The following is a 16,226-nucleotide window of genomic DNA, read 5'->3' as shown; positions in this document are numbered from 1 at the left end:
GGCTTCCGACAAAACCCGAGAATGAGTGCCTGTCCAAAAACCCCGGGAATAGTTGGACATTTACGTGCTGCGGCTCTATCCGCGTTTCACTTCTGATACGCCACTCCTGATATGAAAGCCTCTCATGCGCATCACCTCTCTACTCTTGCTCCTTGGTTCGCTGGCCACTGTCACGGCCAACGAGGTGATCCAAGCCGACTTACTTGTCGTCGGCGGCACCGAAGCGGGCGTTTCCGCCGCGGTGCAAGCGGCCCGCTGCGGGGTGAGACGGATCGTGTTGGTGAACGACATCGACATGCTGGGCGGTCAGTTCAGTGCTGAAGGCGTCGGCGCGCTGGATGAATGGACAACCTACAAATCAAAACGCGTCGAATTCCCTCGCAGCGGCACGTTCAGCGAGATTCTGGCCCGAGTGCATCAGGCCAACGGTCGTCGGCATGGCCTCATTCGTCCGGGCAATGGCTTTTGTTCGTCCGAGACAATCGAGCCTGCAGCAGCGGCGCGCATTTTTGAAGATTGGGTCCAGCCCTATAGCGAAGGTGGCACGGGACAGATCGAGATTCGCCGTGGACTTCGCCCCACGGAAGTGCGCGTCGATAAGGGGTCCATCCGTAGTGTCGTTTTCGAAAGCACCACCGAGAACTCGACCGGTTGCGAGGTGCAAGCTCGGCTGACGATTGACGCCAGCGACTGGGGCGATGTGATTCGGCTCTCGGGTGCGAAGTACGCTGCTGGTCCTGACCTGCGTGCTCGTTTCAACGAGCCGAACGCGCCGGAAGGGCCGCTAACGAACGACAAAAACGAAATGAACCCCATCAGTTATTGCCTCGTCCTGCGCGAAACGAGCCGAGATGCCACGATTGAGAAACCCGCTGGCTACGACGAGCGGACCTATCTCGGCACCACGAATGCCACCACCGCGGAGTTCAAACAACTGGGCTGGCCGCCGAAGGCTCAGCAGATGAATGTGCCGGCGTTCATTGCGACGTCTTATCCCGAGGGGATCTACTCGTCGCAGGTCAGTCTGTACACGCATCGGCGATTGGTCGATGCCAGGCACTTTGGCTTGGGACCCAACAAGGAGACGATCCTCGTCAATTGGCCCACGCAGGATTACCCGCTGTACGACTTTCCGCAGCCTGTTGTGGACAAGCTTGAAGCGAGTGAAAAAGGAGCGTCATCGAAAAACATTGTCGATATGACGTACGAGCAGCGGCAGATTGTCTTTGCCGATGCCAAGCAGCACGCCCTGGGCATGCTTTATCACTTGCAAACGACGGTGCAGAAGAAGCTGGATCCCCAGCAGGTCGACTTTCGTCGCCTGGAACTTGTCGAAGACTTTGGCACTGCTGATCGCTTGCCACCGAAGCCTTATGTGCGCGAAGGGCTACGGCTGGAATCGCTGTACATGCTGCGCGAGGGTGATTTGCGGATGCAAAAGGAGGAGCCGCGTTGGGCTCGCCACATGACGCCCGACAGCGTGTTTGCGTTCCAGTTCAACATCGACTTTCATCCCACGCGGCGTGTCTTTTTGAAGGACGACCGCAGCCAGCCTTGGGTCAACGTGCATACGGTTAATCGGAACTGGTCGACGCACACCGACCGGGCCGCATTTCCCCTGCGCTCGTTGATTCCTGTCGAAATGAATGGACTGCTCGGTGCCTCGAAGAACTTGGGCGTTTCCAGCATTGTCAGCTCGGCGGTTCGCTTGCACGGCCAGATGATGCTCAGCGGACAGGCCGCGGGCACGGTCGCTGCGCATTGCTTGCAGGAAGATCTTCAGCCGCGAGAGCTGGCGACGAACCCCAAACAGGTGCGCGAGTTGCAATTGGCACTGGTGCGTGGAGTCGCTGGCAATCCGGGTGTGCTGCTGTGGCCCTATCAAGATCTGCGACCCGATGATCTGCATTTTGAAGCCGCGAATATGCTCGCGGTAACCGGTGTGTTTCGAGTTGAAGACGATGTCGATTTCGCTGCGTTTGACCAAGTCAGCAAGCGCGAATTGGCAGTCACGCTGGCGCGAGCGCGCAGACTGTTGCCGAAAGCGCCGGAGTGGCATCGCCCGACTGCACCATCGTTTGCTGATGTTGCCGTCAGCGATCCGGACTTTGTGACGATCGAAAGTTTGCCCGCTTGGGGAGTGAGATTCCCCGCTCACGACAAATTCTCGCCCGATGAGCCAGCCGATTGGAAAACTCTTCATGCCTGGATGAACAATCTGGGTTTGAAGCCCAGCGCGGGGCTGGTTGCCCGGGGCAATTTGCCGCTGACTCGTGCCGAACTGGTACAGCACGTTTGGCTGGCCATTCGCAGCCGCCTGGAAGACGCGCCAGTCCCCGAGCATTACCTGCAGGCAGGCAACGATGCCGATGGCGACGGTCGCGAAGACCGCGAGGATCCCTTGCCGCTCGATCGCAACAACAACAGCTTGCCAGACTTGCTCGATCCCGCAATGTAGGCAAAGTAGCGTAGCCCTTACGAATTCGCCTCGGACGCGTCATATTAATGACTCGCCGCAGACACCTGTACTCCATCCTCCATTCCCAGAAATCGCCCGAGTGATCGACGAGAACTTGCCCGAAAACATGCCTGCAGATTCGCTCCCCGCAACGCCCGAGCAGGACGAAGTGGTGCCTGCTGCCGATGCCGTGCCTGCTACCGAAGTAGCCGCCAAGGAGCCCGTCGTCGATCCCTATCCCAACGACACACTCGTGGCAGCACTTGCGCGGCACCAGATCTCGTTGCAGCAGGACCAGATCAAGCAACTCGATCACTACTGCAAGCTGCTGTGGAACTGGAACGAGAAAATCAATCTGACGCGGCACACGACCTACGAGAAGTTCGTCAGCCGCGATCTGGTCGATACGCTGCAACTCGCCACGCTGATTCACCCGAAGGAAGAAGTGCTCGATTGTGGCAGCGGTGGTGGCGTGCCCGGTCTGACACTGGCGATTGTGCGGCCCGATTTGGAAATCACCCTCTCCGATACGACGCAAAAAAAAGCTCGCGTGCTGGAGGACATGGTCAAGCAGTTGAAACTCCCCGTGACGGTCTTTGCCTGCCGCACCGAGAACATGCTGGACGATACTCGCTACGATGCACTCACCATGCGCGCGGTTGGTCCGCTGGCGCAGCTTCTCACTTGGTTCCGGCCGCATTGGTCGCTCATCTCGCGCATGCTGCTCATCAAGGGACCAAAGTGGGTCGAAGAGCAAGTTGAAGCCAAGCGTCGCGGTCTGCTTCGCGATCTCGAAATCAAAGCGGCTCTGGAATATCCGATGCCTGGCACCGACTCCAACAGTGTGATTCTGAAGATCTGGCCTTCAGGCGGGCGTGAGAAATAGAGTCGCGAACGGAAGTTCGCTGGCACAGCTGGCAGCTGTCCGCTGATTGTTCGCGGTTGCCGCTCGTTCTATGCTACAAAGAACGGCCGGCAGGGATTGCCGCGAACATCTTCTCAGCCAGCTTCAGGAGCCTCTCTCATGCGCGATTCCTTTTCTCGTCGCACCTTTCTTCAATCGGCAACTGCGGCAGGTTCAATCGGAGCACTCGGCACCAGCTGGCTGCAGAACGTGCCGACGGTCTCTGCCGAAGAAACCAAGCCCGATCCCAAGTCGGTGGTCTTCACGGCCGATATCGAACCGACTGTGCAACTGCTGGAAAACACTGCCCAGAATAAGGTGCTGGAAGAAGTCGCCAGTCGAATTCGCCAGGGCAAGCTCAGCTATCAACAAGTGGTGACAGCTCTGCAACTCGCCGGCATTCGCAATGTTCAGCCTCGGCCTTCGGTCGGCTTTAAGTTCCACGCGGTATTGGTCGTAAACAGTGCGCACCTCGCCAGCCTGGCTTCAGCGGACGAGCATCGCTGGCTGCCGATCTTCTGGGCCATCGATGCCTTCAAAGAGTCCCAAGCGAAAGACGTGAGCGAAGGGAACTGGACGATGCCCGCCGTGCGCGCTGGCAAGCTGCCCGCGGCCCACGAAGCTCGCGCGCAGTTAGTGACCGCGCTCGACAAATGGGACGAAGAACAAGCCGATGTCGCGGCCGCGATCCTTTCTCGCACCGGGAGCGCTGGCGAAATTTTCGAGCTTCTGTGCCGCTATGCCGCGCGAGACTTCCGCGCGATCGGCCACAAGATCATCTATGTCGCCAATGCCTTCCGCGCGCTGCAGGTCATGGGCTGGCAACATGCCGAGCCGGTCGTGCGCTCGCTCGCCTATGCGATTTTGAATCATCAGGGAGAAGACAATCCGGCCAATAACGACTTTGCTGCCGATCGACCCTTCAAAGAAAACCAGCAGCGGATCAAAGCCATTCGCGCCGACTGGCAAGATGGCAAAGTCGATGCCGGCGCGACGAAGGAACTGCTTGCCGCGCTGCGCACCGCATCTCATGGCGAGATCTGCGATGCCGTCGTCCAGATGCTCAATCAGGGCGTGAGTCCACAATCGATTTGGGATGGCATGCTGGTGGGTGGTGGCGAACTGTTGATGCGTCAGCCTGGCATCGTCGGTCTGCATACACTGACGACCGGCAATGCCATTCACTATGCCTATCAAAATGCGCAGCAGGACGAAACTCGCCGCTTGTTGCTTCTGCAAAATGCTGCTTTCCTCACCATGTTCCGCGATGCGATGGTGAAGCGAGGCAAGATTTCCGACGCGGACGTCTTGAAGCTCGAGCCTGCGGAGAAAGGCTCCGCGTCGCTCGACGAAATCTTTGCGAATGTCAGCGGCGATCGCGATGCTGCCGCGCGCGCGACACTTGCCTATGCCCAAAACGAAGAGCACGCCGACGACTTCATCCGCCGCGCTCGACTGCTGGTCTTCCTCAAGGGACGCGACTCGCACGACTACAAGTTCAGCAGTGCGGTGCTCGAAGATTACCGGCATTTATCGCCCGCTTGGCGGGATCGCTTCCTCGCTACGAGCGTTTACAATTTGCGTGGCTCGAAACAAAAGGACAACGAACTGGTCGAGCGCACTCGACAGGCGTTTTCCGCTTAAGTTGCTGCCGAATCGTTATCTCCGCACCTTCCAGACAGGATCTGCTTCATGCACGAAGAGTTACTCAGCCTGCTGCCTAAATCCGAGTTCACCCGCCGTGGCTTCGTCGTCACTTCGCTGGCCGCAGGCTTTGCCTTGGCCGTGCAGCCAGTGTCGGCCGAGACCATCACCACCAGCAGCGAAGGGCTCGAAGCGGGCGAAGTGAAGATTGCCACCGCCGACGGCGAAATGCCTGCTTATCACGCGATGCCTGCCAAGGGAGAAAAGTTTCCCGTCGTACTCGTTGTGCAAGAAATCTTTGGCGTCCACGAGCACATCAAAGATATCTGCCGTCGGTTGGCCAAGCTTGGGTACTTGGCCGTCGCTCCGGAGTTGTACGCTCGCCAAGGTGATGTTTCGAAGCTTACCGAGTTTCCCGAGATTCTGAAGATCGTCGCCAAGGTGCCAGATGCTCAGGTCATGAGCGACCTGGATGCCACTGTGGCTTGGGCCAAGAAGAGCGGCAAGGGTGACACCAGCAAATTGGCTGTCACCGGCTTCTGCTGGGGCGGGCGCATTGTGTGGCTGTACTCGGCTCATAGCAAAGACGTCAAAGCGGGCGTGGCCTGGTACGGCCGTTTGACGAGTGCCGTTGACGACCTGCATCCCAAGCATCCGCTCGATGTGGTCACTTCGCTGAAGGCCCCCGTCCTTGGTCTGTATGGTGGCGATGACATGGGCATTCCCAACGATACGGTCGAGAAGATGCAGGCCGCACTCAAGGAAGCCAAGCAGCCGAGCGAGATTGTGCTTTATCCGAAGACGCCGCACGGGTTCCATGCCGACTATCGCCCGACGTATCGCAAGGCGGAAGCCGATGACGGCTGGAAGCGACTGCAGGAGTGGTTCAAGCAGCATGGTGTGTCGCCGTAGAGCGAATGGGCCATGTCTGATACGTTTGCCATCATCGGCGCCGGTCCTGCGGGACTGGCGACCGCCAAGAACTTTCGCCAACTCGGCCTGCAGGTCGAGTTGCTCGAGCGCGAAGACGATGTCGGCGGCAACTGGTACTTTGGTCGCCCCAGCAGCAGTGTGTGTCACTCGACGCACATGATCTCTTCGAAGCGGATGTCGCAGCTGGCCGACTTTCCGATGCCCAAGGAATTTCCTCCTTATCCGCATCATGCCCAGGTCCTTACTTATCTGCGCGACTACGCACGGCACTTCGGCCTATACGACGTCACCCGCTTTCAAACGAGTGTGAGCCGCGTGGAACTCGCGCCGGAAAGTAACTCGCGCGACGAGCGCTGGCAAATCACGCTCGCCAGCGGTGAAGTCAAAACGTATGCCGGCGTGGTAGTTGCCAGCGGGCACCATCACGATCCGCTTTGGCCGCAGCTGCCGGGTAACTTCACCGGAAAAATGCTGCACGCCCGCGACTACAAAACGCCGGACCAGATTCGCGACCAGCGGGTGCTGGTCATTGGCGGCGGAAACTCGGGCTGCGATTTGGCCGTCGAAGCAGCACAGCACGGCAGCGCTTCGTTTTTGAGTTTGCGCCGCGGCTACCATTTTCTGCCTAAGTTTTTGTTCGGCGGACCGCTCGATGCCGGCGGGGAACTCTTCGATCGTTATCACGTTCCCATGTGGCTGCAGCAACGCGTCACCGCCTGGCTGGTGAAGATTGCTGTGGGTCGCCCGGAGCGTTACGGCCTTCCCAAACCGGATCATAGGCTGTTCGAAACACATCCGATTGTGAACTCACAATTGCTGTACGCCGTCGGTCACGGTCACGTGCATGTTCGCCCCGCGATCAAGCACCTCGAAGGCAACCGCGTGACCTTCGCCGATGGCCGCGAGGAACAAGTGGATGTGATCTTGTGCGCAACGGGTTACCAGACGACATTCCCCTTTCTCGATTCATCGCTGCTGATGAACGACAACGGTTCGCCGAAGTTGTTTCTCAATGCCTTTCATCCGCAGCACGACAAGCTGTTTGTCGCCGGACTGATTCAGCCGAACGGCGCGATCTGGCCGCTCGTCGATGCGCAGAGTCGCTTGATGGCGGCCTTTATCAAAACCTCAAACCAAGCTGGGAAGGCCGACTGGTTTCGCCAACTCAAAGCTCGCGGGCACGACGACCTCGGGGGCGGCATTCACTACGACCGCTCGCCGCGTCACTATCTCGAAGTCGAGTTCTTCGCCTATCGTCGGCGACTCAAACAACTCCTCCAGCGCTTCGGCTCTTCAGGCAACCCGAAGCGTTAGCGAGGAGTGTGCTCTCGCCCACTCGAGGCGTTAACGCCGAAAGCCCATTCGTTTAGCTTCCCTCGCGTTCAAGGGTGCTGAATCCAACGAACGAAGTTCGAGAAAAGTAGCTACAGAGCCTACTGCGCGCTCCCCTCACTGACGCTTCGGGTTACCTGAGCAAACCTCACGCACTTCACTCGGCTTGCAATGCGCGGAAAGTAACCATCGACATAGCCCGCCGCGCACAGCGCCTCGAAGTCGTCCATGGCTGCACTCGGCAACACCGATTTCAGCAGCACGAGCTCGTCCGCTTGAAGCACCTCCGCCAGTCTCGCCGCGAGCGAATCCGTTGTCACGCTCCAATTGTGCGGCACCGGCTCTGGTGGTTGCTGCGGCTCAAGCTCACGCAAGAACTGCTGCAAGTCGAAGACAATCGGCTCACGCCTTGTCCGGTCTTGTTCAGCGATCACGAGCCGCTGCAGATCGCAAAACTGCGTCACCCAGCGGCAGTCGATCAGCAGGTCGCTGAGCACTTTGGCCGAGACCGCCAACAGTTCGATGCACAGCCAATGCGACCGCTCTTCACCGAGCGAAAACCGGGCATCCCAGCGGCGAATGCACTCTGCCAGCTCACCGCCTCCAGCCACCAGCACATTGACTGCCGGCGGTTCGTTGCACAGCCACGCTTGCAGCCGAAGTCGCAGGTCGGGAGTATCAAACAGGCTCCCTCCCACTTTCACCACGCGCACCGGCCACTGGCTCATTGCTGGGCAGCTTCGCGCGAGAGGACTGCCAGTGCGAACGACGGCGCGCAACGGCTGCTCTCGGGGCCGATTTCTTTGTTGAGCGAGGTGCGGGCAAACGCCGCATAGGGCGTTCCTTCGAGCGCTGCGACCGCGAGAAACTCGCCATGTCCCGACAGAATGATCTTGGCTGGCGGCTCTTGCATGTTGCCAATGACCCGCAGCAGTCGTTCGCGCACCATCTGCGTCTGCGCGTCCGCAATGCGCGTCGCCATCACCACCGCATCTTTGTGGTTGAAGGTCTCTTGATCGGCAGCGATCATTCGCGCCAATCGCAGCCGTGAGTTCGCTTTGGTCGCCGGACGATGGTCGGCTGTATCGGTGGCCAGCGAGTTCTCGGGCAGCTTCTCCAGCAAAATGTACGCATCGCGCGTGGTGGCAAACAATTCTTGTACCAGCGGGTAGGTGACGCCGCGGTACGGCACTGTGGGAGTAATCGCACAGACGGGACTGCGCTCAACACCGGTATAGATCAACTCACCGGCCAGCAAGCGATCGGTATCGGTCTTACCTGTCGTCGCAGGCTGGCCATTACGAATGGGAATCACATCGATCGTCGTCGAACCCACATCAATCAAGATCGCAGGTTTTTTGTTCGCAAAGCGAGCGGCGAACGTCGCCAGCGCGTGCCAGTTGGCCGCGGCCACCAGCAGCGGATCGTTCGAGGCCACTTGCGTGCTGACCATCTTGCCATCGACGCGATAGACCCGCGTGTGTCGATTGTCGGCTCCTGCTGCCACCGACTTCAGAATGAACTTTACTCCCTCGGCCTTTGAGGTGAAGCAGTCGGCCAGTTCGCCGGTCATGGTCACCACCAGGTGATCGCTGACGGGCGCTTCGCTGATGATGGTTCGAATCTGTTGCGTCAGGGCCTGCGGATCTCGCCACAGGGCGAACGAGTACGACTCGGCATAACCGAGGCCATCGGCCACTTTGATATTCGCACCGCCGATATCCAACGCCAGGTATTTGGCACTCATGAAGGCACTGACTCGAGCGGGGCCTACGGGCTGGAAACGAAGGGGATTTCGCGAACGGTTCCGTCGGCTTGAAACTCAACGCCGCGAGTCGGCGATAAAACCTCGACCGCCGCACCTTGCCCGACGCGCCACATTAACTCAGCCAGATTCTGCCGGCACACGCAACGCAGGCCAATGTAAGACGTCGTCAGGCGGGGATTGATTTCGATCACGAAATCGCTGGCACCATTCTGTGCGGAACCAAGCACCATGTCGATGCCTATCCAGCCGCACATTTTCGGCAAAGATCGAGCCGCCGCGAGCGCGAGACTCGTGGCCCGCTCGGCCAGGTTCGGCGGCAAGGGACAGCGGCCTCCCTGATACACGAAATGCCCCTCCGTGCTCAATCGCTGCTCACAGGGCGGCAAACACACGACGCCCTTTGGGCCGCCGACGATCGCTGCACTCACCGCGATTCCGGGAACGAACGGTTCAAGCCGCCAACTCGGCGACTGGCTCCAGTCGACCGTCGCTAATTCAGTGGCCGACTCGATCTGTCGCACACCTTGAGAACCGCAGCCATCGTTGGGCTTCACCACGGCAGGAAAGAGGCGAGCATCGATCGTCGCGGAATCACTACTGACGGAAATGCCGCGCGGTGTTCTCACGCCGCGATTCAACAACAGGTCCGCTGTCCGCTGCTTATCGCTCGCCAGTTCCACCAATTGGCTACCCGGCGATAACAGTGTCGCCCCCACCTGCTCGGCCCAGCGCACGCGCTGCAGTAGCAACTGCGAGAACTCAGGGGCGATGATCACCGTCGCTGTTGCTTCGGCAGCCAATTGCTGAAACAGGCGTTGCTCGTCTGCTGCGGACTGCACGCGTTGCAACTGCTGCTTCGGCAAGCTGGGTGCGGGCAATCGTTCGTCGTGCATCAACAGCAGTCGGTCGACGTCCTGCATCGCGGCAAAGTCCCGCGCGAGCGCATCTCGCATCGCGCGCCCTTCGGCCAGCAGCGAACCACCGGGCGCTGCATCTCCGAGCGACCAGCAGCCTGCCGCGGTCAGAAACTCATAGATGAACACCGTGCGTGCCACTGATTAAACCCCTGCCAACCAGCGGAAACTATTTCGTGGGGTTCATTGGATCGACGGCATCTCAGTGTGTAGCTTGGCAACCGGCACGAGGCTCTGCCACTCCCGCTTTAACAACGCAAAAGCGAACTCGCTGCCCCAGGCTCCCTTGTACCAGATGTTCTCGACGAAGTGCGCCCCTGGCGAAACCCCAAACCCCGAAACAGATTCGCAGAAGCTAGGTTCTCGGCGTCTGTGGTGGCTTGTGCCCGATGTTTGCCGAGCGAGTCGAAGACGTAACGCAGCACGGCCGCTAGGGCCTCCGTCGCTAGTCCTTGACCTTGATAATCGGGCGCAAGAGTGATTCCCAGTTCGACCTGTTGTGTGTCGTGCCCGAGAAAGTGGATGCCGCAGTCTCCGATAACCGTTCCCTGCTCCCGAAGTGTTAGCAACAACTGCAGCCAGGTGCCGGGTGTATTCGGGGTGATCAGTTCCTGGTCCGCGATTAAGCTTGCCGCGTGTTCAATAGTGAACGACTGCCACGACTGGAAACGGGCAACCTCCGGCAACGACCGATACCGGCAAATTGCCACGGCATCATCTGGCTCTAGCCGACGCAGTCGTAGGCGAGGTGACAATAGTTCGAACGTCGGATTCATTGGAACTCGCTCTTGCCCATCATTCAGGGGCGGCAATGCCGCGTGCCCGAATTATTGTTACGATGTGTTGACTTAGTGTCAAGGACATTTTAAGGTTTCTGGGAGGCGAGAGGCGAGAGGCGAGATAGGGCCAGGTCAGGAGGTTTGCCGCCACGAATGAGGAGACCACCCGATTAGGGCCTGTTCAGAGGTGCGATATGAGGAGGGGTGCGAGTGGTTATCAGGCGGTTATCAGGAAACTGGCGATTCGCGGAAAAATTCTTGCGCAAGTGGTTTATTGATAAAAGGTTATGGCGATATCCTGGTTGCGATTGTTCGCACAAAAAGTTATCAAAGGCGGGGTGTTGGAAGGGCTGAATGGGGACTGTTCAACGGCGGGCTGCGGAGGATGGAGGGACGGAATCTGCAGACCAGGAGGTCTGCCGCCACGAATGAGGAGACCACCCGTTTAGGGCCTGTTCAGAGGTGCGATTCGAACAGGGGTACGAGTGGTTATCAAACGGTTATCAGGAAACGGGCGATTCGCGGTTATTTGTGTCCGCAAGTGTTTTAAAAATAACAGGTTATGGTGATGTTGTGGATTCAGTTTTTCGTGCAAAAAGTTATCAAAAGCGGGGTGTCGGAAGGGCTGAACGGGGACTGTTCAAAGGGTACTCGCGGCGGTGAGCTTGAACTCGACTGGCCTCAGTCGAAGTGCTGAACAAGGCTGCGGCTCGAGGTTGCTATTTTTTACCTGCCGTCCGCAGGCCGGGGGCGCCGTAAGTCGAAGTTGACCGCAAAGGAGGGGTGTTCAACTTTGAGTTGATTGGGGAAGCACGAATTCGTGCCGCAGCCGAGAGATATCGCAGTTGCCGGTCAACGATGGTCCGCGAAGTTGGACAAGTTGATCCCTGCTGCGAGCTTTGGCACGCAGACTTACGTCGCGAAGGGAGCGCGGCGACAGATTCTTTTTCGGCCGCATGTACGAAAATCGCGACCAGTTCGCACTATTACTAGTAGCCACTGATTTTGCCCCGGACCACTGCCCGGCGCGTGAACGGCGGCACACCTGCGATGAGGACTACCGATCATGCGACTGACCCTTGCCACCCTGCTGGCCTATCTCGACAACGTCCTGGAACCGGCCGATTCCGAGGCCCTGAAAGAGAAGATTGACAAGAGCGATTTTGCCTCGGGGCTGGTGATGCGCATTCGGAGCATCAGCCGCAAATTGCGGATGGGTGCGCCGAAGGTCGAAGGAAAAGGGTTGGGACGCGATCCCAATTCAGTCGCCGAGTATCTCGATGGCACGCTGGCCCCGGAACGGATCGGCGAGTTCGAACGCCTCTGCCTGGAGTCGGACGTGCAACTGGCCGAGGTCGCTTCGTGCCACCAGGTGCTGGCGATGGTGCTGAACAAGCCGGCCGACGTTCCCGCTCAACTGCGCGAACGGGTCTACGACCTGGCAAAAAAAGCCGAAGCCGCTCGGCTGGCTGGTCCGGCTCGGCTCGATCCAGCGCACACGCCCATTCACGACGGCGCGCCACCTGCGCCGCCCAAGCCTTCGACGGCAGCCACTTCGGGGGTGATGCTCATCCCTCCGAGCGAAAACGGCAAAGCGGCCGTCGAGCCTGCGGCACCGCCCGTCGCGAAGACGATGGCTGTGCCCGATTACCTGTTGGCGGGCCGGCGAAACAACAGTTGGATGTTGCCCGCTGGGTTGGCGCTCGTGCTGTTGATCGCCCTCGCCGCGTTGCGATTGATGGGCCCCTTCGACAGCACGCATCCCATCGCCCAGATGATGGGAGCGGGCGGCACACCCGTCGCTTCGAATCCCGAACAGCCGGTCGATCCGGCGGTGAATCCGAGCCCGCCTGTTCCGGCTCCAGTAGTTCCAGCCGTCCCACCGGTCGAACCCAATCGCACCTTGCCCAGCGATCAACTTCCTATGCTGCAGCCACCGATGCCGCAGCCGAACGAGGGTCTGCCGGTTGAACCAGCGCCGATGCCGCCCATGCCTCCAGCCCCCGTCGAGCCAGCACCTGGTGAGGGTAGCCCCGTGCTCGAGTTGGCCCTGCGCCCGGAGGTGCCACCGCCGCCCATGCCGGTCCCCGGTTCATTGCCAGGCCCGATGCCCGTTGATCCCAACAAAACGACGGAACCTGCCGCGCCGGTCGAGCCGAAGCCCCTGCCAACTCCACCACCACCCGCGCCGCTGGATGATCCTTCGGAAACGGTCGATGCGGGCCGCTTTACGTCGGATGAGCACATGGTCGTGCAACAGATGCATGACCCGAAGATGAAGACCAACTTGTGGTACCGCTTGGCCCCGCGATCGGTCCTCACCAGCGGCCAGCGGCTGTTGGTGCTCCCCAGTTATCGCCCACAGTTCACCTTGCCGTCCGGCATTCAGATGACTGTGGTGGGCGAATCGGCTATCCGTCTGGAAAAGCCCGCGCAAATGGGCGGCTCACGCGTCGCCGTGGAATATGGTCGCCTGATGTTCGTTTCCGTGGGTGCTGCCGGTGGCCAAGTCGAACTGGACCTCGCCGGTCAGCCAGGGACGATCATGCTAGCCGATGCTGATGCGGCCGTCGCGATCGAAGTCCGTCGCTATCTGCCTCCTGGTATTGCTGCGGACGATCCCAAAGCCGAACTGGTTCGCGTGATCGATCTGTTCGCACTCGGCGGCCGTGTGGTCTGGCAAGCGAAGGACGAACAGCCGATCGATATTCCAGTTTCGCAAGTAGTCTCGTACGTGGCTCAAGAGCTGCCTCGCATCGGTGGACCTTTCGAACCACCGGCCTGGACCGATGCCAAGAGCTTGCCCGATATCGAACGTCGCGCCTCGCTCGATATGGAAGCGGAACTGCCGCTCGATAAGCCGCTCGATATCACCTTGGCCGAGCACGCTTCCGGTCGCCGCGTTGAAATTCGCTCGCTGGCCGCTCGTTCACTGGCCGCTCTCGATCAGTTCGAACCACTCATTGCCGAGCTCAACGACCCGCGGCAGTACTCGTACTGGGCGGCTGATATCGACTCGCTGCGGACCGCCATTGCCCGCAGTCCGGAATCGGCCAACCGCGTGTTTGCCACGCTGCAGAATCAACGACCGGAGAACGGCAAGCTGATCTACGAGATGCTGCTAGGAGCCAGCGACGAACAGTTGCTCAACGGATCGGCCGAAAGGCTAGTGAAGGCACTGGAAAGCAACGAAGTGGATGTGCGTGTTGTCGCGCTCGATAGCTTGCGGCGGATCACGGGGATGATGCTCATGTATCGCCCCGAGAAGCCGTTGGCCTCGAACGCTCCTTCGATTCAAAAGTGGCGTGAGAATCTGAAGAACAACCTGATCACGAACCGAGTGCCACCGTCGGCGCTTAACACTTACAAGCCGCTTCCTGCCGACGAACCGGATCGTCCGCGAGGACCGTGATAGTCAACGCCGTGATTAACAAAGTCGTTCTGCCGCATGAATGTTGCTCCTGCTGTTGCGCTCGTGTTCGTCTCGGCACTTTCGTGCTCCGCGCTGGCTGCTGAGATCGTCGTTACGATTCGTAGCGACTTTGCCGGCGGCAACGTGAGGGTGCTGAAGAACGAAGGAGCCCAGGTGCAGATCGAGCCCGATCTGCGCGGCGGCAAGCCTTGGTTTTATTGGCACTTGGAAGCAACTGCCTCGCAGCCTGGGCGAGTGACCTTTACCTTTCCCGCTGCTCAGCGCGTGGGTGTGCGCGGCCCGGCTTACAGCACGGACGACGGGAACACCTGGCAATGGCTGGGGGCCGAACATGTGCAGTACGCAGCCCCGCCGGGCAATGGCGAAGCATCTCAGCGGGAGTCGTTCTTTTACGACTTCACCGCCGAGCATTTGAAGGTTCGCCTTGCCGTGGCAATTCCTTACCTGGCCAGCGATTTCGCGGCCTTCCTGAAGGAGCATGCCGCGAACAAGCACCTGCAGCAATTGCCGCTGGCGAAGACACAAAATGGGACGCCCGTCGAAGTGCTGCAAATTGGCGAGCCGGGGCCCAATGTGAAGGCGATGATTCTCACCGCGCGGCATCATGCCTGCGAATCGATGGCCAGCTATGTGATGGAGGGCTGGCTTGCGGAAGCGATGTCCGATTCGCCGGCGGGCAAGTTGTTTCGCCAGCGACATGTGCTGTTTGCAGTTCCGCTGGTCGACAAGGACGGAGTGCAGGCTGGCGATCAAGGAAAGAATCGCGCGCCCCACGATCACAATCGCGACTACGGCCCGATGCCGATCTATCCCGAGATTGCCGCCATTCAAAACCTGGGCGAAGCACAGCAGGTGCAGTACGCGCTCGATCTGCATTGCCCGGCGCTGCGCGGTGACATTCACGAGGCGTTCCACTTTCTGGGGCTGGGGCTGCCGCACATCAAGGACAACGTCAACGAGTTCATCGCTTGGATCAAGGAAGAACGTCCGCAGTTGGTGATGGCCCCCGTCAACGTCCTGGCCGATCCCTGCAAGCCGAACGCGGTGAATCCTGCGATCAACTCGCACCACTTTGCCTTGCGCAAGGACAGTCTCTTTGCCGCGACACTCGAGATTCCCTACACGCAGCCCAACGTGCCGCTCGATGCGAATCTGGCTCGCAGTTACGGCCGCGGTCTGCTGCGAGCCTGGGTGCGAGCGACGTTCGTTTCGGCCGATCCGAAAGATTCGCGAGGCGGCAATGACAACGCCAGCCTGATTGCATTCCGGACGAACTGGCTGAAGACATATCGCAGCGAACCAAAGGAAGTGGAAGCAACTGCACGGCAGTACCTCGACGATCCATCGTCGCCAGCAGTCTATCGAGTGGAGGCCAGCAATTTGCTATCTGTACTGCGCCTGCACCAAAAGAAATACTTGGAAGCGATGACGCTCTGCACTGCCGCGAAGAATGATCCCGAGGCCACAACCTGGCAACGCACCACTGCCTTGTTGCAACAGCTGCAAATTGCGGCGCTCGATCCGGCAGCTACCACCGAGCAAGTGGCGGCGGCATTGCTAGAGTTTCAGCGGGTTGCCTACTCCTCGCTGGAGCAGCAAGCAAAGGCCCTCGACATCGCCAGCAATTACTACGCGGCCAAGAACGATTATCCTGTGGCCATCAAGCTCGCTCGCGAGCAGTTCGTCGTCGCCGCGCCTTACGAACAGGGCAAACTGCTGAACCGCATTGCCGGCTGGCACGACGCGCAGCAGCAGACGAGCGAGGCAATCGCCGTTCGCCATGAGGCCGCTGCGCTACTGCGTAAGCAACTTCAACCCGCACCGCAGCGGAGTGTGTTTGGGGCCATGATGGTGACCGAACTGTTTGACGCCGTCTGCGGCCTTCCTACATCGACGCCCGAAGAGAAGACCGCCGCCGGCGAACAAGTTCTGCAGCACGACGTGGTAGCCGTGGCCGTGAAAGAGCGAGTGAAGAAGGCGCTCGCGGAACTCAAGTAGCCCGCAGAGGCAGTTGGGAAGGCATGTGGTCCCAATGCAATGCCCCCGGAATTTGCGCTGGCG

The 16,226-nt window shown here is 59.6% G+C and carries 11 protein-coding genes; 7 read left to right on the top strand and 4 right to left on the bottom strand.

Annotation, left to right across the window (positions count from 1 at the left end; genetic code table 11):
* Window positions 1-124: 124 nt before the first annotated feature.
* From NA78x_RS21305 to NA78x_RS21285, 5 genes are all read left to right on the top strand, one after another.
* Window positions 125-2,458 (top strand): FAD-dependent oxidoreductase, encoded by a 2,334-nt coding sequence (locus NA78x_RS21305; protein WP_425614397.1) that lies wholly within the window; start codon window positions 125-127, stop codon window positions 2,456-2,458.
* A 100-nt stretch (window positions 2,459-2,558) separates the two neighbouring features.
* Window positions 2,559-3,344: a 16S rRNA (guanine(527)-N(7))-methyltransferase RsmG gene (gene rsmG, locus NA78x_RS21300; protein WP_425614396.1), complete on the top strand. Its 786-nt coding sequence runs from the start codon at window positions 2,559-2,561 to the stop codon at window positions 3,342-3,344.
* A gap of 138 nt (window positions 3,345-3,482) precedes the next feature.
* Window positions 3,483-5,006 carry a hypothetical protein gene (locus tag NA78x_RS21295; RefSeq protein ID WP_425614395.1) on the top strand — a complete coding sequence of 508 codons (1,524 nt, stop codon included), beginning with the start codon at window positions 3,483-3,485 and terminating at the stop codon, window positions 5,004-5,006.
* Window positions 5,007-5,054: 48 nt separating this feature from the next.
* Complete coding sequence (locus tag NA78x_RS21290) at window positions 5,055-5,918, top strand: dienelactone hydrolase family protein (RefSeq protein WP_425614394.1); 864 nt, start codon at window positions 5,055-5,057, stop codon at window positions 5,916-5,918.
* 12 nt (window positions 5,919-5,930) lie between these two features.
* Window positions 5,931-7,253 (top strand): flavin-containing monooxygenase, encoded by a 1,323-nt coding sequence (locus tag NA78x_RS21285; RefSeq protein WP_425614393.1) that lies wholly within the window; start codon window positions 5,931-5,933, stop codon window positions 7,251-7,253.
* Between the two features lie 119 nt (window positions 7,254-7,372).
* Here the strand turns inward: NA78x_RS21285 and NA78x_RS21280 are convergent, their stop codons facing one another.
* The 4 genes from NA78x_RS21280 to NA78x_RS21265 form a co-directional block, all read right to left on the bottom strand.
* Window positions 7,373-7,999 carry a hypothetical protein gene (locus NA78x_RS21280; protein WP_425614392.1) on the bottom strand — a complete coding sequence of 209 codons (627 nt, stop codon included), beginning with the start codon at window positions 7,997-7,999 and terminating at the stop codon, window positions 7,373-7,375.
* Window positions 7,996-9,018 (bottom strand): hydantoinase/oxoprolinase family protein, encoded by a 1,023-nt coding sequence (locus NA78x_RS21275; protein ID WP_425614391.1) that lies wholly within the window; start codon window positions 9,016-9,018, stop codon window positions 7,996-7,998. Before NA78x_RS21275 ends, NA78x_RS21280 begins: the two co-directional genes overlap by 4 nt.
* Before the next feature lie 23 nt (window positions 9,019-9,041).
* Entirely contained in the window at window positions 9,042-10,094 is a 1,053-nt protein-coding gene (locus tag NA78x_RS21270; RefSeq protein ID WP_425614390.1) for an ATP-grasp domain-containing protein, read from the bottom strand.
* Between the two features lie 107 nt (window positions 10,095-10,201).
* On the bottom strand, window positions 10,202-10,729 hold the full coding sequence (locus tag NA78x_RS21265) for a GNAT family N-acetyltransferase (RefSeq protein ID WP_425614389.1): 528 nt from the start codon (window positions 10,727-10,729) through the stop codon (window positions 10,202-10,204).
* Window positions 10,730-11,798: 1,069 nt separating this feature from the next.
* Between NA78x_RS21265 and NA78x_RS21260 the strand changes: the two genes are divergently transcribed.
* Both NA78x_RS21260 and NA78x_RS21255 read left to right on the top strand, forming a co-directional pair.
* Window positions 11,799-14,144 carry a hypothetical protein gene (locus tag NA78x_RS21260; protein WP_425614388.1) on the top strand — a complete coding sequence of 782 codons (2,346 nt, stop codon included), beginning with the start codon at window positions 11,799-11,801 and terminating at the stop codon, window positions 14,142-14,144.
* A gap of 36 nt (window positions 14,145-14,180) precedes the next feature.
* Window positions 14,181-16,163 (top strand): hypothetical protein, encoded by a 1,983-nt coding sequence (locus NA78x_RS21255; protein ID WP_425614387.1) that lies wholly within the window; start codon window positions 14,181-14,183, stop codon window positions 16,161-16,163.
* The last annotated feature ends 63 nt before the right edge of the window (window positions 16,164-16,226 follow it).

Origin of the sequence: Anatilimnocola aquadivae, assembly GCF_049819085.1 — a bacterium.
Taxonomy (GTDB): domain Bacteria; phylum Planctomycetota; class Planctomycetia; order Pirellulales; family Pirellulaceae; genus Anatilimnocola.
This window is presented reverse-complemented; position numbering and strand designations above follow the sequence as displayed.